This window comes from Parahoeflea alexandrii, assembly GCF_024105735.1.
Taxonomy (GTDB): Bacteria; Pseudomonadota; Alphaproteobacteria; order Rhizobiales; family Rhizobiaceae; genus Hoeflea; species Hoeflea alexandrii.
This window is the reverse complement of the sequence record NZ_JAAAML010000003.1, coordinates 215,152-232,516: the sequence shown is the minus strand read 5'-3', so window position 1 is coordinate 232,516 and position 17,365 is coordinate 215,152. Positions and strand designations below refer to the sequence as shown.

Sequence of the window (17,365 nt, the reverse complement as noted above, 5' to 3'; positions counted from 1 at the left end):
CGGTTCGGGCAAGCATAACGCAAGTTTCATCGGCTAGTGGTTCAGGGGAACCGACCGTCGACGAAGGCTCTTCATGGTACAATTGTCAATCTGCCTGCCGACGCGAAACCGCCAGAGCTATTGCATCGAGACCATCAAGGCGCTCGCGGCGAGTGAAAGCCGCGGTTTCGAGGTGATCGTTGCCGACAACTCCGATGATCCGGGCCCGCTGGACGCGTTCCTCAACAAGCAACTCAAGGACGGACGATTCCGGCTGATCCCCCCTGCCCCGGCTGTGCTGCCGATGGTGAACAACTGGGAACGGGCGGTGGAGCAGACAGAGGGCCGCTGGATCACGGTGATCGGCGATGATGATTTTGTCGATCCGCGGCTTTCCGAGCTGACCCGCCTTTTCGAGGTGAAGTACCGCGATGCAGATGCCATCAGCTGGGAGTGCATGACCTTCCAGTGGCCTGACAACCGTCCGGCGCCCACACTGGCCCGCATTCCGTTGGCAAGCGGTGCGAGCATCCTGTCAAAACAGGCCTTGGCTGATCAGCTGTACCGCTGGAGCGAGCGCAAGCGGCATCCGGGTGTCGGGGTCGGCATCTATCACGGAGCGATCAAGCGCTCATTGATGGAGCGAGTCAAACAAAGCTATGGCGGCCGCTATTTCGAACACCCCAATGTCGACTGGGAAAGCAGCTGCAAGGTCGTTTCCACTGCCAGGGCCATCGTCCATTCGCAGCGACCCTTGTCGGTACTGGGGGCCTGCGCCGCATCCAATTCAGCGGCAACAGTGTCGCGCGAGACGATGGGGACGAGGCTCGCCACTTTCGAGACGGAAACGACCGGCGGCATCAGCCTGAACCAGCCCTTCTTCCCGTTCCGGCTGGCCGGTTCAGGCGCATCGTTGTGCCTGAGCATCGCCACCACCACCACCTGGTTCTGCCACACCTACGGGATTGATCTCGCGGGCTTTGGCGCCAACTTCGCCCATGCCGCGATGGATGAATGCCGCTATTCGCATACCCGCGAGGAATATGACGCCAAGGTTGATTGCTTTGCCCGCGGCTTTGCGGCGTGGGAGGGCGGCAGGTGGGCCGCGATGTTCAAGCCGCCGGCTTTTGCACCGCCCAAGACCATCAATCAGCTTTCCGGGGTCAGCGACGAGACGCTGCATGTGCGCGAGGCAGAGCTCGGACCCACCACGCCGGAAGAGTTCTACCGCTTTGCCGAACATGTCATCATGCCGATGGACAACCTGCTGGCAGGCACAAAGGTGTTCGCCCTGTGACCCTGCTTTCGATCTGCATTCCCGTGTTTGGACACAGTCCCGGATCGCAGGCCGCAGTCATTGATTCCGTGCGGCAGATGCTGGGCAATGCGCGTGATGATTTCCAGATCCTGATCGGCGACTTTTCCAGCGACACCGAACCGCTGTCCCGCTTTGCATCCCAACAGTCTGATCCCCGCCTGACCGTCATGTCGCCCGGGCCCGCGAGTGGCGAACTTGCAGCAGCTGCCAGCAAGGCTGCCTGCTGGAACTGGATGGTCCCGCATACGCGCGGCGAATGGATCTGCCTGATCGAGGCGTCGGACTACGCCGACCCTGACATCTGCGCGGTGCTGGAAGCCACGCTCAAGCGCGTGCCGCAGGCCGATGCGCTGTCATGGAGCCGGGCCGGCTATGTCTGGCCGGCAGCGCGCGCGGGACGCGAGATCGCCCGGATCGGCACCGGCAGCAGTCTCAACCTGCCCCAGCAGAAGGACATGATGCAGAAGCTGTTCTACTGGGCAGATGCAGGCGCACGGCCGGACTGCTTCTTCGGTGCCTGGCACGGCGCCGTCAGGCGAGAGTTGCTGGAGCGAATACGGGCAGCGTTCTCGGATGTCTATTTCGAGCAGGAGGCGCCCGAAACCGACAGCCTGTGCAAGACCGTGCTGATGGCGCAATGCATGGTGTACTGGGAACGGCCCCTTTCAGTGCAGGGCCTTGCGGGAACACCGGAACACGCATTGCCCGAGGCAGAGGCTCGGCTTGAGGGCTTTCCCTTCACCACCGGGATGGGCAACGCCGCAGCCATTGCCTTGAGCATGGAACGGTTCAAGCAGCGTTGCGGCATTGAGCTCGAAGGATGGGAAGCAGGCTTTATCAAGGCCTGCGCCCATGACTGTGAGACCGCGACGTCGGGCGAGGAATTCCACACCAGAAAGGCCGCCTATGCCCAGGCGATCACGCAATGGCGCGGCAAGAAAGGGCTGGCCGGCTTCAAGCCGGAATTCAGGCGCAATCCCAAACTGCCCCGCTTCCAGGGACTGAAGGACCAGCATCTCCATTTCGACATGGAGATGGACCGGACCGCCTCGGCCGCGGAGTTCTACCGGCTGATCAACGCCATGCTGTTTCCGGTGCACCTGCTTGATGACAAGCTTGCCTAGCAATCCACCGCCGCTCCGGACGTGATCCGGGCGTCGCTCGAAGAGCCTCCAATCCCGAGCCCACGCCCCGCTCTCTGCCCCCAAGGGCCCTCTCCCTTCTGCTCGATCTATTTTATATTTGCGATCTTATATATAAGCGCCTATATAGGTCACCAACAGGATAGCGGCGATTGATCTCGCGCAATGACAGCCCGTCATTCCATGATCATGCTCGCCGCTATCCATCCGGACCGATCGAAATGAGGCAACCCATGAAAATGCTCAGCTTTGCGCTTCTTGTCTCCGTCTCCGCCAGTGTCGCGCAGGCCGAGACGCTGACGCTGTCGCCCACCGAAATCACCGAATGGAAAGCCGTACAGGCGCGCGTCGAATCGCGCGACATCGTGCCAGCGCGTGCCCGGATCGGTGGCGTGATCCAGGAACTGACCATTAGTGAGGGCGATCTGGTGACCGCAGGACAGCAACTCGGCCTGGTCAAGGACGACAAGATCGCCTTCCAGATCGCTGCACTCGATGCGCAGCTTGCTGCCTTCGCAGCACAGCTCAAGACGGCGGAAGCGGAGTTTGCGCGCGGCGAGACCCTGGTCAGCCAGGGCGTGGTGACACGGCAGCGGCTGGCGCAGCTGTCGACCGATGTCGAGGTCACGCGCAACCAGATCGCCGCAACTGAAGCCCAACGGGCGGTGCTGACCCAGCAGGAAACCGAGGGCGCGGTTGTTGCGCCCGCGGACGGCCGGGTGCTGACCGTGCCCGCCAGCCGCGGCTCCGTGATCATGCCGGGCGAACCGGTGGCAACCATCGGCTCCGGCGGCTTTTTCCTCCGCCTTGCGGTGCCAGAGCGATTTGCCGGCGAACTCGAAGCCGGCGCAGAAATCCGGCTTGCCACAGGCGGGGAGGAAGCCGCCGGGCGGCTCGCCAAGGTCTATCCGCAGATCGACAATGGAAGGGTGATCGCCGATGTCGAGGTCGACAAGCTCGACACGGCCTTCGTCAATGCCCGTATTCTGGTCGAGGTGCCGATCGGCAGCCGCATGGCGCTGCTGGCGCCTCTGGAGGCTGTGGTCAACCGCCACGGCGTCGATTTCATGTCTGTCGAGGACCACAACGGAGACGTGGTCGAGCGCACGGTCATTCTCGGCGCGGTCCAGGACGGTAAGAATGCCGGTCTGGTTGAAGTCATCAGTGGCGTCGTGGCCGGCGACAAGGTGGTGCGGCCATGAAGACCTCCGGATTGGGGATTGCCGGCCAGCTGACGCGTGGCTTCATCGTCTCCCCCCTCACTCCCCTGTTTCTGCTCGCGGCCTTTGCCTTCGGGATCGTGGCGCTTCTGACACTGCCGCGCGAGGAAGAGCCGCAGATCTCGGTTCCGATGGTCGACATCATGCTCGGCGCCCCCGGCCTCAAGGCCGACGACGCCGTAAAGCTCGTCACCGAGCCGCTCGAAACCATCGTCAAGAGCATCGACGGGGTCGAGCATGTCTACTCGCAGACATCAGACAACAAGGTGCTGGTCACGGCCCGCTTCATCGTCGGCACGCAGACGGATTCGGCCATCCTGCGGGTGCATGACAAGGTGCGCGCCAATCTTGACCGGATTCCGGTCGGCATTCCCGAACCGATGATCGTCGGACGCGGCATCGACGATGTCGCCATTGTTTCACTGACCCTGACACCCTCGGAAGAAGCCGGGAACGCGGTTTCGGCCAACGACCTGACGCGGGTGGCCCGCGAACTCAGGACCGAGCTTTCGAAGATCGACAATGTCGGGCTGACCTACCTGGTCGGCGACACCGACGAGATCATCCGCATTGCGCCCGATCCGAAGCGGCTGGCGCTCAACGGCGTGACGTTGCAGCAGCTTGCCGGCAAGGTCAGCGGCGCCAACCGGGCCTTCCCGGCGGGCCAGGTGACGATCGATGGAAAATCGGCCGAACTGATGGTGGGCGAGACGCTCTATGCTCCTGCCGAGATCGGCAATTTGCTGATCACCACGCGTGACGGGCGGCCGGTCTATGTGCGCGATCTCGCCGACATCTCGTTCGCCACCGAGAGCACCGCGCGCATCGTCGCCACGGTGACGCGTTCCGAGAACGGGACTGAAGACGGGGTCGAAGGCGGAATTGACCGCAAGCCTGCCGTCACGCTGGCGATTGCCAAGCGCGCCGGCGCCAATGCGGTGCTGGTGGCCGAGCAGATCCTCGAACGCACCGAGGCGCTGGAAGGCTCGCTGATCCCGCATTCGATGGCGGTCGAAGTGACCCGCGACTATGGCGAAACCGCCAACGAGAAGGCCAACGAGCTGCTCTACCATCTGGGTCTGGCCACGGTGTCGATCATCGTGCTGGTCTGGCTGGCAATCGGCTGGCGCGAGGCGCTTGTTGTGGCGATCGTCATTCCGGTCACCATCCTCTTGACGCTGTTTGCCTCGCGGGTGATGGGCTACACGCTCAACCGCGTATCGCTGTTCGCGCTGATCTTCTCGATCGGCATTCTCGTCGACGACGCCATCGTGGTGATCGAGAACATCGCCCGGCACTGGGGCATGGGCGATGGCCGCGACCGCAAGCAGGCGGCCATCGAAGCTGTCGCCGAAGTCGGCAACCCGACCATCGTTGCCACGCTGACCGTGGTCGCAGCCCTGCTGCCGATGCTGTTCGTCTCAGGCATGATGGGCCCCTACATGAGCCCGATCCCGTCCAACGCCTCGGCGGCGATGGTGTTCTCGTTCTTCGTGGCGGTCATGGTGACGCCCTGGCTGATGCTGAAGATCGCCGGACGGGCGCCTATGCATCACGGTCATGGCGAAGGCGCCGAGAGTGGCGGCCTGCTGGGCAGGATGTACCGCGCCGCGGCGCGCCCGGTGCTTGCAAGCAAGACCAGTTCCTGGATCTTCCTGCTGATCGTCGGCGTCATGACGCTCGGGTCGCTGTCGCTGTTCTACACCAAGGATGTGACGGTGAAGCTGCTGCCGTTCGACAACAAGTCGGAACTGTCAGTGGTCATCGACATGCCGGAAGGCACCTCGGTGGAAGCCACCGACGCCGTTGCCCAGGCCGTGGCCCGGGAAGTGCTCAAGCTCGAGGAAGTCAAATCGGCCCAGACCCATGCCGGAACCGCCGCTCCGTTCAACTTCAACGGGCTGGTGCGGCACTCCTTCCTGCGCTCGGAACCACAGATGGGCGATGTGGCGCTCAACCTGACCGCCAAGAGCGAGCGGGACCGCTCAAGCCACGAGATTGCACTGGATATCCGTTCGCGCATCGCCGGCATTCCGCTGCCCGAGGGCGCCAGCCTGAAGGTGGTCGAGCCGCCACCGGGCCCACCGGTGATGGCGACGCTGCTGGCCGAAATCTACGGTCCGGACGCCGAAACCCGCCGCGCCGTGGCGGCCCGGGTGGAAGAGGCCTTCCGCTCCGCCGACTTCATCGTCGACATCGACAATTCCTGGGGGCAGCCGGCAGAACGGGCGCGGGTGAAGATCTCCACCGATGACCTCGAGTTCTTCAAGGTCCAGGAACAGGACGTGTTCGACACCATCGGCATCCTCAACACCGGCCAGACGGTGGGCTATTCGCATCGGGGCGGCGGACGCACGCCGATCGCCATAAGGCTTGAACGCCCTCGGTCCGAGCGCATGGTCGACGAGGCTTTTCTCACCACGCCGATCCCGGCCAACGTTCTACCGGGCGACCGGTCGATCGTGGAACTGGGAGATGTGGTGGACGTGTCTACCGAGCGGTCGTCGTTTCCGGTGTTCCGACACAATGGCCGGGCGGCCGAAATGGTGATGGCCGAAATGGCCGGCGCCTACGAAGCCCCGCTTTACGGCATGATCGCCGTTCAGGAAGCGCTCGACGCGATGGACTGGACAGATCTTGAGAAGCCGGTGATCGCACTCAACGGCCAGCCTACCGATGAACAGGTTTCGACGCTGCTCTGGGACGGCGAATGGGAAGTCACCTGGGTGACGTTCCGCGACATGGGCGCCGCCTTCGGCGTGGCCCTGCTCGGGATCTACATCCTGGTGGTCGCCCAGTTCGGCTCGTTCAAGGCGCCTCTGGTCATCCTCACCCCCGTGCCGCTGACCTTCATCGGCATCCTGATCGGCCACTGGCTTTTCGGAGCACCGTTCTCGGCGACATCGATGATCGGCTTCATCGCGCTTGCCGGCATCATCGTGCGCAACTCGATCCTGCTGGTGGATTTCATCCGCCATGCCCATGTTCCGGGCACGCCGCTGACACCGGTGCTGATCGAGGCCGGCGCGATCCGGTTCAAGCCGATCATCCTGACCGCGCTTGCGGCGATGATCGGGGCTGCGGTGATCCTGACCGACCCGATCTTCCAGGGTCTGGCGATCTCGCTCCTGTTCGGGCTGGCTTCGTCGACGGCACTGACCGTTCTGGTGATCCCGGCGATCTACCGGGTGCTCCGGACCTGATCCGAGGCTTCCGGGTCATTGTCAAAACCGCTTCCGCCCGTCACTTCGACGGGCGGAATGCTTTCAGGATCTCGTCACGGGTCTCGATGCGCCCTGCCCCGATCAGATCGAGACAGAACGGAATGGCCGGGAAGACGGCCGTCAGGCAGGTGTCGATCGAGCCGGGCTTGCCGGGCAGATTGACGATGAGCGTCTTGCCGCGCGTACCCGCGGTCTGGCGCGACAGGATGGCGGTGGGCACCTGCTCCAGGCTCACCTTGCGCATCAGCTCGCCAAAGCCGGGCAGTTCCTTCTCCATCACCTGCTTCATGGCTTCGGGCGTCAGGTCACGCGGGCTCGGACCGGTGCCGCCGGTGGTCAACACCATGTCGACACGCTCCTCGTCGCACAGGCGGATCAGCGTGTCGCGGACACTTTCCAGGCCGTCGGGTATGACATGAACAATGATCTCTGCAGGCGATGACATCACCCGCTCGAGCCATGCCTTGACCGCCGGGCCGCCCAGATCCTCATACTCACCGCGACTGGCGCGGTCGGACACGGTGAGAACGGCAATGCGAACGGTCATATGAATGGCTCCCGGCTGGCGTCAAAAAGGCTGTGCTTCGCGCAACAATCATCACATGGGTCAAAATGGCAACCACCAATCCCAATCACGACCGACCTTGTGAGGTTGCATCAGAACGCGCCTACCAACGATGCGCGAATTAGACAGACCTAAAGATCTCGCCTTAAACCCTTATTCGTTCGTTAAAAATTTGGTGAAAAAGATATTCTCCAAGAAAAGTCTCGCGGTGGACGGCAGTCATACTTGTTGCAAGCCCTCTCCATCAAGAAGCACTAAAGTCCAATGCAATTTATACTTTCCCCTAATATTTAGGGGCTCTTGATTTGTGACGAAAGGGAAGACAATGGGTTCGTATTTCGGCCTGAACAATGACTGCACCAGCATCATGGAAGCCCTGTCAAAAGCACAAGCCATCATCCAGTTTGACCTGACAGGCAAGATCCTGACGGCGAACAAGAATTTCTGCCAGGCCCTGGGTTACGAATTGAAGGAAATCGTCGGCAAGCATCACAGTATGTTCGTTGATCCGGAAGAAGCCACGAGCGCTGATTACCAGGAATTCTGGCGGCAACTCGCCTCGGGCAAATTCGAACGGCGCCAATACAAGCGCTTCGCCAAGAACGGTCGTGCGATCTGGATCGAGGCCTCCTACAATCCGGTTCTCAAGGGCGGCAAACCGGTCAAAGTCGTCAAGTTCGCCACGGATATCACCCATACCAAGCTCAAGGCGATCGAGGATGCCGCAAAACTCTCGGCGATCTCGCGCTCGCAGGCCGTTATCGAGTTTCAACCGGACGGAACGATCATCACGGCAAACGAAAACTTCTGTTCTGCGCTTGGTTATGAGCTCTCCGAGATCATCGGCCAGCATCACCGGATTTTCTGCGACCCCGCCTACACGACCAGTGAAGACTACCAAACCTTCTGGAGTGACCTTGCCGCGGGCCGTTTCTCATCCAACGAATTCATGCGGGTCAGCAAGTCCGGCAAGCAGATCTGGATCCAGGCCGCCTACAACCCCATCGTCGATGACAGGGGTGACGTGGTCAAGGTGGTCAAATTCGCCACCGACGTGACCGCCCGCATGACCGCGATATCGCATCTTGCCGGCTCGCTCAGGGCTCTGGCAAGCGGCGACCTCACGCAGACGCTTGACACGCCTTTCGTGCCGACCATGGAAAAGATCCGCGCGGACTTCAACGACGTGCTCGCCGAGCTTCGGTCGACGATGAGCGCGGTGGAAGCCAATGCACGCAGCATTTCATCGGGCTCGGCGGAAATCCGTTCGGCCACCGACGACATGGCACAACGGACCGAGCGGCAGGCTGCCTCGGTCGAGGAAACAGCGGCGGCACTCGAGGAAATCACCACGAATGTGGGCGAGGCAACGCAGAACGCAGCCGAATCCGCAGCCCTTGTGGCCGAGACCCGTACGGACGTCGAGCGTTCGGGCGAGATCGTGACCGAAGCCGTGACGGCGATGGGCGCGATCGAATCCTCCTCGCAGGAAATGTCCAAGATCATCGGCGTCATCGATGAAATCGCCTTTCAGACCAATCTCCTGGCGCTCAACGCGGGCATAGAGGCCGCGCGCGCCGGCGAGGCCGGCAAGGGCTTTGCGGTTGTGGCCCAGGAAGTGCGTGAGCTGGCACAGCGCTCGGCCAGTGCGGCAAAGGACATCAAGGGCCTGATCACATCGTCGAGCGAGCAGGTCAAGTTCGGTGTCTCGCTGGTCGACAAGGCCGGCCACTCGCTGGGTGAGATTGTCGGCAAGATCCAGAGCATCGACCTCAACATCAAAGCGATCGCCGGAAGCGTGAAGGAACAGTCGGTGGGCCTGAGGGAGATCAACGAGGCGGTGACCGTGATCGACCAGGGTACCCAGCAAAACGCGGCTATGGTGGAACAGACCACGGCGTCCAGTCACGCGCTGGCCAAGGAAGCCGATGCTCTGTTCGAGCTGGTCAGCCGTTTCAAGCTTGGCTCAACAACAGCAGCGCGCGCCACCGCACCGGTGGCGGCCGCAACCTCCCGCGCCAAACCCACCCTGGCGCAGTCCCAGCTTGCAGTAAGGGTGAGCGCCGGTTTCGGTTCCGCCGCCACGACCGTGAAGGCGGAGAACTGGAGCGAATTCTGACTCTTGGCGCGCAGCGGATGTAGAGGGCTGTAGCGGTCTGGTTTGGTCGAGAGCTGCACGGTCTCGAGGACGGGTCAGGCGCGCGCCTCTGCCCGGATCATGTCCGCAGCCTTCTCGGCAATCATGATTGTCGGCGCATTTGTGTTGCCGCCGATCAACGAGGGCATCACCGAGGCATCGACGACACGCAGCCCTTTCAATCCGTGAACCTTGAGCTGAGGGTCTGTCACCGCCATATCGTCGCGACCCATCCTGCAGGTGCCGACCGGGTGATAGATCGTATCGGCGCGCGCCCGGATATGCTGCATCAGCTCCGCATCATCCATGCCTTCGCGGGTATAGACTTCCCTGAGCCGGTATTTGCGCAGCGACGGCGCGTCCATGATCTTGCGGGTGATCTTTGCCCCCTTGAGCATCAGTTCCGCGTCGCGCTCGTCGGAAAGATATTTCGGATCGATGCGCGGGGCGCTGAGCGGATCAGGATTGCTCAGCCCGACTTCACCGCGGGAGTGAGGCCTGAGCACACAGACATGACACGAATAGCCATAGCCCCAATGCAGCTTGCGCGAATGATCATCAACCAGCGCGCCGACGAAATGCAGCTGCAGGTCGGGCCTTGCCAGTTCCGGATCCGATTTGATGAAGGCACCGGCTTCAGCTCCCGGCGTGGCGACAATGCCCGAGCCATCGCGCCGCCAGCGCAGGATGTCGCGGATCAGCTTGTATGTTCCAACCGCGCCCAGGCCCAGAACGTCGGTGTCACGGGTCTTGGCGGTGTAAATGAAATCGAGATGATCCTGCAGGTTCCGGCCGACGCCCGGCATGTGCCGAAACACTTCGATGCCGCGCGAGCGCAGATGCTCTCCGGGTCCGATGCCCGACAGCATCAGGAGTTGCGGCGAGTTGAAGGCCCCGCCGCTGAGGATGACCTCGGCGCGCGCCCTGACCTGCTGCTCGGCCCCGGCCTTGCGGTAGGCCACGCCGGTGGCACGAGAACCTTCGATCAACACCCTGGTGGCGTGGGCGCCGGTGATCACCGTCAGATTGGGCCTGTTCATCACCGGGTGCAGATAGGCCGCGGCGGCGGAGCAGCGCTCGCCCTGCTTGCCATCCTGCCAGAACTGGGTGACCTGAAACAGGCCCGCGCCCTCCTGCTCCGGACCGTTGAAATCATCATTGCGACGGATCTGCACTTCTGCGGCCGCGTCGACAAAAGCGTGGCTGATTGAACGCGGAGTCCGCTGCTCGGCCACCTGCAGGGGGCCCTCATCCCCGTGCAGGCCGTCGCTTCCCCGGACATTGCGCTCGGAGCGGCGGAACACCGGCAGCACATCCGACCAGCTCCAGCCATCACATCCGGCCTTTGCCCAGTCATCGTAGTCGCTGGGGTGGCCGCGCACATAGAGCATGGCGTTGATGGCGCTGGATCCGCCCAGCGCCCGACCCCGAGGCTGGTAACCTCGCCGGCCACCAAGCCCCGGCTGCGGCACCGTTTCGAATGCCCAGTTGTTGATTTTCGGCCTGCCGGGAAGCATCGCCACGACGCCGATCGGCGCCCTCACCAGAATGCCCTTGCCGTCGCCACCGGCTTCCAGCAGGCAGACCGAGACCTTCGGATCCTCGCTCAACCGGGCAGCAAGCACCGAGCCGGCGGACCCGCCGCCGACAATGACATAGTCAAACTCCATGCAAGCCTCCTCCCAAAGACCGTCAGGAGGCCGAGCGTAGACCAGAAAAGGGAGGTTTCAAGCAGGAATTGACGCGGAACGGCAGAAGGTAACCCGGCGCGGTGCTTTCGGCCGGAAAATCGTGGTTGCTAGAAGCCGGCACGGTCGGACAGCCGTGTCAGGTCCGGAATGGTGACATGGCGATTGTTGACGATGCGGATCACATCGTCCTTGCGCAGCTTGGTCAGCTGGCGGCTGACGGTTTCCATGGTCAGGCCAAGGAAATCGGCAATGTCGGTGCGGCTCATCGGCAGATCGAACGTCACCGTGTCGCTCTCATTGTCCGGGAAGGCATGAGTGGCAATCAGCAACAGGAAGCTCGCGACCTTTTCGCCCGCGGTCTTGCGGCCGAGGGTCAGCATCCAGTCACGCGCCTCGTCGAGTTCTGTCAGCGTCTGTTCCAGCAGCTTGTGCTCGAGTTCCGGCATTTCGCGAATCATCCGCTCGATTGCCGCCTTCGGGAAGGAACAGACCTTGACCTCGGTGGCGGCCTGCGCGCTGACGCCATTTTCCTGCCGGAAGGGACGACCGAGAAAATCGGGAGCAAACTGCAGACCGACGATCTGCTGGCGCCCATCGGCCATCATCTTGGACAGTTTGACCACGCCGGAAATGATGTTGGAGTAGCTCTTTGTCTGCAGACTTTCGCCAACCAGTTCGGTTTCGGGCTCGACCGTGCGCCGGCTCGAATGCTTGCTGAGCTGGAGAAGCTGCTCGCTGGTCAAGGCTCCGCAGACACCGCGGTGACGGCTTTCACAAGCCTGGCACAGCAATGGCGTGTCCGAATTGTGTACGTCCTTGCGTTGAATATCCATGGCGTCCCCCGATCAGGTTCATACTACTCCACCGCGCATCGCTTCTAAAGATGCAAGATGTCGCATTTTATCGCGAATTGCACGACGGCCTGAGCGGATACCACTGATTTGTGACGGCTTTCGGTCATTCCCCGGGCGAGCAAGCCAATTGACAGGAATCAAGGACTGTCCCGGCGGGTGGGCTAGTATCCCGCGCATGATGCAGGAACCAGATCCAGTCCCGGCCCCGGTGTTCGAGATTTCGGGGCTGACAAAAGTCTACACCACGGGCGAGGTCGAGGTGCGGGCACTCAACGGTGTCGACCTGACCTTGGAAACGGGGGAAATGGCCGTACTGCTCGGGCCATCGGGCAGTGGAAAATCAACCCTGCTCAACATCGTCGGGGGGCTCGACCGGCCAACCTCGGGATCTGTCCGGTTCAAGGGCGAGGAGCTGGCAGGCGCCAGCGACCGGCAACTGACGGCCTACAGGCGTGACCATGTCGGTTTCGTGTTTCAGTTCTACAACCTGATCCCGAGCCTGACCGCCTGGGAGAATGTCGCGCTGATCACCGAAGTGGCATCCAACCCGATGTCGCCATCGGAAGCGCTGGAACTGGTTGGCCTGGAGAACCGGATGAGCCATTTTCCAGCCCAGCTTTCCGGCGGCGAGCAGCAGCGCGTGGCCATCGCCCGGGCAATCGCCAAACGTCCCGAAGTGCTGCTGTGCGACGAGCCGACGGGAGCACTTGATTCGGCCACCGGCATCATCGTGCTCGAGGCTCTGGCGCGGGTGAACGAGGAAACCGGTGCCACCACCGCGATCATCACCCACAATGCCGGCATCCGGAAGATCGCTCACCGTGTCTACTCGTTCCTGGACGGCCGGATCGCCTCGTGCGAACTCAATACCGAGCGCATCAAGCCATCGGAGGTGAGCTGGTGAACCGGTTGAGCATGCTCGATCGCAAGCTGTTGCGTGATCTCGGCCGGCTGTGGGCGCAATCGCTTGCCGTCGCGCTGGTCATGGCCTGCGGTGTCATGACCCTGATCCTGGCACTCGGCGCCACCCGGGCGCTGGAGGATACCCGTGCCGCCTTCTACGACCGCACCCGCTTCGGAGACATCTTTGCGGCTGCCACGCGAGCGCCGGAAAGCCTGAAAGCCGAGATCGCAGCGATCGACGGCGTTTCGGCGGTGTCGACGCGCATCGTCAATCCGGTGATCATCGACATCACCGGCATTGCCGAGCCGGCGACGGGCATGGTGATCTCGATGCCCGACCACGGCGAACCGGCGGTCAACCGGCTCTATCTGCGTTCCGGCCGGCTTCCCGAACCGGGGCGCGACAATGAAGCTACAATCATCGAAGCGTTTGCCGAGGCGCACGGGTTTCGCCCGGGCGACACATTCGATGTCCTGATCAACGGGCGCAAACGCCCGCTTTCGATCACCGGGATCACCCTGTCTCCGGAGTATGTCTATGCCATCGGGCCCGGCGACATGGTGCCCGACCAGAAGCGCTTCGGCGTCATTCACATGCACCGATCGGTGCTTGAAGCGGCCTATGACATGAAGGGAGCGTTCAACGACGTCTCGCTCACGCTGTCGCGCAACGCCGATGCGAAAAATGTCATCGCCCGGCTCGACACCATTCTCAAACCGCATGGCGGGACCGGCGCCTATGACCGCAAGGATCACATGTCCGATGCGTTTCTCGATTCCGAACTGACCCAGCTCAGGGCCATGGCGCAGGTGATCCCGCCGATCTTCCTGTTCATCGCGGCTTTCCTGGTCAACATGATCCTCTCCAGGCTGATTGCGCTCGAAAGGGAACAGATCGGCCTGCTCAAGGCGGTTGGTTATGCCAACACCGCAATTGCCTGGCACTATGCCAAGCTGACACTTGTGATTTCTCTGGTCGGGGTGACCATCGGAGGCATTGCCGGGACACGGCTGGGGCACGGCATGGCCTCGCTTTACGGCGAGTTCTACTCGTTTCCATTTCTGGTGTTCTCGCAGGAGCCGGATCTTTACGTGATCTCGACACTGGTCACCTTCGCAGCCGCGCTTGTGGGAGCGACCAACGCCATATCAGGCGCGGTGCGCCTGGCACCGGCGGTGGCCATGCGTCCTCCGGCGCCGACCCGCTACCGCAGCCTGTTCAGCGGTTCCTCCGGCGGTTTCCGGCTGCCGTTCTCGCAACTCACCGTGATGGCGCTGCGACACCTGGTACGCTGGCCGTTGCGCACGGCGTTGACGACACTCGGGACTGCCCTTCCCGTGGCGTTGCTGATCACCTCGCTGTTCGCCTTCGATTCGGTCGAACACATGATCGACACCATCTGGTTCAGGGCAGACCGCCAGGACGCGACGCTGACCTTTGCAATGGACCGCCCGGAGGATGCAATCCGGGACGTCGCCCGGTTGCCCGGCGTGATGGCGGCGGAACCGTTCCGCGCGGAAGCCGCGACGCTCAGAAACGGCCACCGGTCGCGCAATGTCCAGATCATCGCGTCCAACCCCGACACCGATATCAGCCGGGTGCTGGACCGGGATTTCGCGCCGATCAGGTTGCCGCCGGCGGGTATCCTGCTGTCGGAACGCCTGGCCGGTCATCTTGGTCTCGTGGCCGGAGACAAGGTCGAGGTCGAGCTCAATGACGGACAGGGCCGCAAGGTGCTTGTACCCCTGGTCGGGGTGACCAACAGCTATGTCGGACTGACGGCAAACATGAGCCGAGAGACGCTCGACCGGCTGTCAGGTCAGGGCAGCCGGATATCGGGCGCGCGGGTGATCGTGGACGAGTCGCGGCTCCAGGATCTCTATGACGAGGTCAAGCAAACCCCGGCAATCGCCTCTGTGGCCCTGCAGGGGATTTCGCTGAAGCGTTTCCGCGCGGTGATCGAGGAGAACATCGGCATAAGCATAACTATTTATGTGACGCTGGCGATCATCATTACCTTCGGCGTGATCTACAATTCCGCCCGGATCCAGCTGTCCGAGCGCGCCCGGGAACTGGCCAGCCTCAGGGTCTTCGGCTTCACCAACCGGGAAGTGTCGAGTGTGCTTCTGACAGAGCTGGGCGTGATGGTGATTCTGGCGCAACCGCTGGGCTGGCTGATCGGCCGCAGTTTCTCGGTGCTGGTTGCCAAGGGTTTTGAAAGCGACCTGTTCCGGATACCACTCATCATCAATCCGCCCACCTACGCCATATCGAGCCTTATCGTGCTTGGCGGCGCGCTGCTGTCTGCCCTGATCGTGCGCCGCCGCATCGACCGGCTTGATCTCATTCGTGTTTTGAAAACAAGGGACTGAAACAATGACCTCTGTTGTTGCCCGAAGCCTCGCGGGACTGGTTGTCGCAGCCGCCATCGGCGGCGGGCTCTACATCGGCTTCAGCGAAAAGCCGATCCTCGTCGACCTTGCGAGTGTGGAAACCGGACCGATGCAGGTGAGCGTGGCGGAAGACGGGATCACGCGGATCCGCAATGTCTACGCGGTCTCCTCGCCGATTGCAGGACATCTCGACCGCGTTAAGTACTCGGTCGGCGACCCGGTATCCGCGGGAGAGAGCATCACCTCGATCCATCCGCTCGACCCGCCGTTCCTCGACACCAGGACGCGGACCGAGCTGATGGCGGCGATCGATGCGGCGCGGTCGAGCATTGCGGTGGCCGAAGTGGAGCTCACCCGCGCCCGCACATCGCGCGCGCTCGCCCACGCCAGCCAGGAACGGGCACGGAAGCTGGCGGAAACGAACATCGTTTCGGAAAGCGAACTGGAGCGGCTGGTCGGAGAAGTCGAGCTTGCCGACGCGCAGGTGCGCTCCGCCGAAGCGATGATCGCGCTCAGGCGGGCTGAGCTGGCGAGCGCCCAGGCCCGGCTGGCCCAGCCCGGACAAACGCCCATCGCGGCCGGCAACGACCAGTGCTGCGTCAACATCGTCTCGCCGATCGACGGGATCATTCTCTCGCTCAACGCCAAGAGCGAGCAGGCAGCCTCGGTCGGCCAGCTGATCGCCGAGATCGGCGATCCGTCCGATCTGGAGATCACGGTCGATGTGCTTTCGGCGGACGCGGTGAAGATCCGTCCCGGTAGCCAGGCGCTGATCACGGACTGGGGCGGCCCCAGCACACTCGAGGCGGAAGTCGAACGCGTCGAACCCTCCGGCTTCACCAAGGTGTCAGCACTCGGTATTGCCGAGCAACGGGTCAATGCCATCATCGCCCTGAAGCAGCAGCCGCCGGCCGATCTCGGTCATGGCTTCCGGGTGATTGCCAACCTGATCATCTGGTCCTCCGACGCGGTCATGCAGGTTCCAGTGAGTTCACTCTACCGGGAGGGCGGCGACTGGGCCGTGTTCAGAATGGAAGACGGGCGTGCGCGGGTGACGCCGGTTGAAATCGGACACATGACCGACCGGCGCGCAGAAATCCTTTCGGGCCTGAGCGACGGCGACCAGGTGCTGCTCTATCCCGGTGATGCCCTGGAAGACGGAAGCCTGATCTCCGACAGGTCGGCTGCAAACTGATCCGGCCCAGGGCATTTTCGGTGGTGCCGTTTTCACCGGAAATGCTCTGGTTTTTCACGCAGCTTCAGCGGAACCGGTTCCCGGTTTCTGTGGAATTGCTCTAGCCCGCCGCCAGCCGTCGGAGCTTGGCAATGGCCGTCTCCGGATCCTCGCCATAGGCGATGGTGCCCTTGAAGACGCCGTTCCGGTCAACGAGAAACACCGACGCCGTGTGATCCATGGTGTAGTCGCCATCATCGGTCGGAATCTTCGCCGCATAGACATGCCAGGCGGCGACCACCTTGTCGATTTCGGCGGGATCGCCGGTAATGCCCATGACACGATCGGTGAAGGCTTCCGAATAGCCCTTCATGATCTCGGGTGTGTCGCGCCCGGGATCAACTGAGATGAAAAAGGCCTGGATGTCCCTGCCCTCCTCGCCAAGCACGTCGAGCCAGCCCGCCATCTCGTAAAGCGTGGTCGGGCAGACTTCGGGGCAGCGGGTAAAGCCAAAGTAAAGCAGTGTCGGCCTGTCGGCGAACGCGGCCTCAGTGATTGATGCACCATTGTGATCGACAAGCTCGAATTCGGTTCCGAGCCTCATGCCCGAGGTCAGGGACTGGTCGGTTCCCCGGACGGCATACTGCCAGCCGAGGAATGCCAGGGACAGCAGGAACAGGGCGGCCGAAGCCGCCCAGAGCCCGATCTTCAGGCGCGGACTGCGGTCGCCAGCGCCTGATTGCGTGGCGGAGCCATCCTTCATC

At 62.5% G+C, this 17,365-nt stretch carries 12 protein-coding genes; 8 read left to right on the top strand and 4 right to left on the bottom strand.

Annotated elements, in window-relative coordinates:
• Window positions 1-73 precede the first annotated feature (73 nt).
• The 4 genes from GTW23_RS15955 (at window position 74) to GTW23_RS15940 (ending at window position 6,862) form a co-directional block, all read left to right on the top strand.
• Window positions 74-1,276 (top strand): glycosyltransferase family 2 protein, encoded by a 1,203-nt coding sequence (locus GTW23_RS15955; RefSeq protein ID WP_252916481.1) that lies wholly within the window; start codon window positions 74-76, stop codon window positions 1,274-1,276.
• Window positions 1,273-2,421 (top strand): hypothetical protein, encoded by a 1,149-nt coding sequence (locus tag GTW23_RS15950; RefSeq protein ID WP_252916480.1) that lies wholly within the window; start codon window positions 1,273-1,275, stop codon window positions 2,419-2,421. Before GTW23_RS15955 ends, GTW23_RS15950 begins: the two co-directional genes overlap by 4 nt.
• Before the next feature lie 251 nt (window positions 2,422-2,672).
• Window positions 2,673-3,641 (top strand): efflux RND transporter periplasmic adaptor subunit, encoded by a 969-nt coding sequence (locus GTW23_RS15945; RefSeq protein WP_252916479.1) that lies wholly within the window; start codon window positions 2,673-2,675, stop codon window positions 3,639-3,641.
• On the top strand, window positions 3,638-6,862 hold the full coding sequence (locus GTW23_RS15940; RefSeq protein ID WP_252916478.1) for an efflux RND transporter permease subunit: 3,225 nt from the start codon (window positions 3,638-3,640) through the stop codon (window positions 6,860-6,862). The genes GTW23_RS15945 and GTW23_RS15940 overlap by 4 nt, the downstream gene beginning before the upstream one ends.
• 40 nt (window positions 6,863-6,902) lie before the next feature.
• Here the strand turns inward: GTW23_RS15940 and mog are convergent, their stop codons facing one another.
• The gene (gene mog, locus GTW23_RS15935; protein ID WP_152009560.1) at window positions 6,903-7,430 is read right to left on the bottom strand and encodes a molybdopterin adenylyltransferase; all 528 of its coding nucleotides are present in this window, start codon (window positions 7,428-7,430) and stop codon (window positions 6,903-6,905) included.
• Window positions 7,431-7,773: 343 nt separating this feature from the next.
• Between mog and GTW23_RS15930 the strand changes: the two genes are divergently transcribed.
• On the top strand, window positions 7,774-9,567 hold the full coding sequence (locus tag GTW23_RS15930; protein ID WP_152009561.1) for a methyl-accepting chemotaxis protein: 1,794 nt from the start codon (window positions 7,774-7,776) through the stop codon (window positions 9,565-9,567).
• Between the two features lie 74 nt (window positions 9,568-9,641).
• Here GTW23_RS15930 and GTW23_RS15925 read toward each other — a convergent pair whose 3' ends face one another.
• Window positions 9,642-11,255, bottom strand: coding sequence for a GMC family oxidoreductase (locus GTW23_RS15925; RefSeq protein WP_152009562.1), 1,614 nt, complete (start codon window positions 11,253-11,255; stop codon window positions 9,642-9,644).
• Window positions 11,256-11,383: 128 nt separating this feature from the next.
• Entirely contained in the window at window positions 11,384-12,109 is a 726-nt protein-coding gene (locus GTW23_RS15920) for a Crp/Fnr family transcriptional regulator (protein WP_152009563.1), read from the bottom strand.
• Window positions 12,110-12,305: 196 nt separating this feature from the next.
• On the opposite strand from GTW23_RS15920, the gene GTW23_RS15915 reads away from it, so the two are divergent.
• The 3 genes from GTW23_RS15915 to GTW23_RS15905 are packed head-to-tail and all read left to right on the top strand — an operon-like array spanning window position 12,306 to window position 16,622.
• Entirely contained in the window at window positions 12,306-13,034 is a 729-nt protein-coding gene (locus GTW23_RS15915) for an ABC transporter ATP-binding protein (protein ID WP_252916477.1), read from the top strand.
• Entirely contained in the window at window positions 13,031-15,406 is a 2,376-nt protein-coding gene (locus tag GTW23_RS15910; protein WP_345780639.1) for an ABC transporter permease, read from the top strand. The genes GTW23_RS15915 and GTW23_RS15910 overlap by 4 nt, the downstream gene beginning before the upstream one ends.
• A 4-nt stretch (window positions 15,407-15,410) precedes the next feature.
• Window positions 15,411-16,622 carry an efflux RND transporter periplasmic adaptor subunit gene (locus tag GTW23_RS15905; RefSeq protein WP_252916476.1) on the top strand — a complete coding sequence of 404 codons (1,212 nt, stop codon included), beginning with the start codon at window positions 15,411-15,413 and terminating at the stop codon, window positions 16,620-16,622.
• Window positions 16,623-16,722: 100 nt separating this feature from the next.
• Here GTW23_RS15905 and GTW23_RS15900 read toward each other — a convergent pair whose 3' ends face one another.
• Window positions 16,723-17,364, bottom strand: a complete 642-nt coding sequence (locus GTW23_RS15900) for an SCO family protein (RefSeq protein WP_244615210.1) — start codon at window positions 17,362-17,364, stop codon at window positions 16,723-16,725.
• Window position 17,365: the final 1 nt, after the last annotated feature.

Coding starts and splice junctions, on each gene's coding strand:
- GTW23_RS15925 (WP_152009562.1), bottom strand. CDS start 11,255: ATGGAGTTTGACTATGTCATTGTCGGCGGCGGGTCCGCCGGCTCGGTG.
- GTW23_RS15915 (WP_252916477.1), top strand. CDS start 12,306: ATGATGCAGGAACCAGATCCAGTCCCGGCCCCGGTGTTCGAGATTTCG.
- GTW23_RS15940 (WP_252916478.1), top strand. CDS start 3,638: ATGAAGACCTCCGGATTGGGGATTGCCGGCCAGCTGACGCGTGGCTTC.
- GTW23_RS15900 (WP_244615210.1), bottom strand. CDS start 17,364: ATGAAGGATGGCTCCGCCACGCAATCAGGCGCTGGCGACCGCAGTCCG.
- GTW23_RS15920 (WP_152009563.1), bottom strand. CDS start 12,109: ATGGATATTCAACGCAAGGACGTACACAATTCGGACACGCCATTGCTG.
- GTW23_RS15945 (WP_252916479.1), top strand. CDS start 2,673: ATGAAAATGCTCAGCTTTGCGCTTCTTGTCTCCGTCTCCGCCAGTGTC.
- GTW23_RS15930 (WP_152009561.1), top strand. CDS start 7,774: ATGGGTTCGTATTTCGGCCTGAACAATGACTGCACCAGCATCATGGAA.
- GTW23_RS15955 (WP_252916481.1), top strand. CDS start 74: ATGGTACAATTGTCAATCTGCCTGCCGACGCGAAACCGCCAGAGCTAT.
- mog (WP_152009560.1), bottom strand. CDS start 7,430: ATGACCGTTCGCATTGCCGTTCTCACCGTGTCCGACCGCGCCAGTCGC.
- GTW23_RS15905 (WP_252916476.1), top strand. CDS start 15,411: ATGACCTCTGTTGTTGCCCGAAGCCTCGCGGGACTGGTTGTCGCAGCC.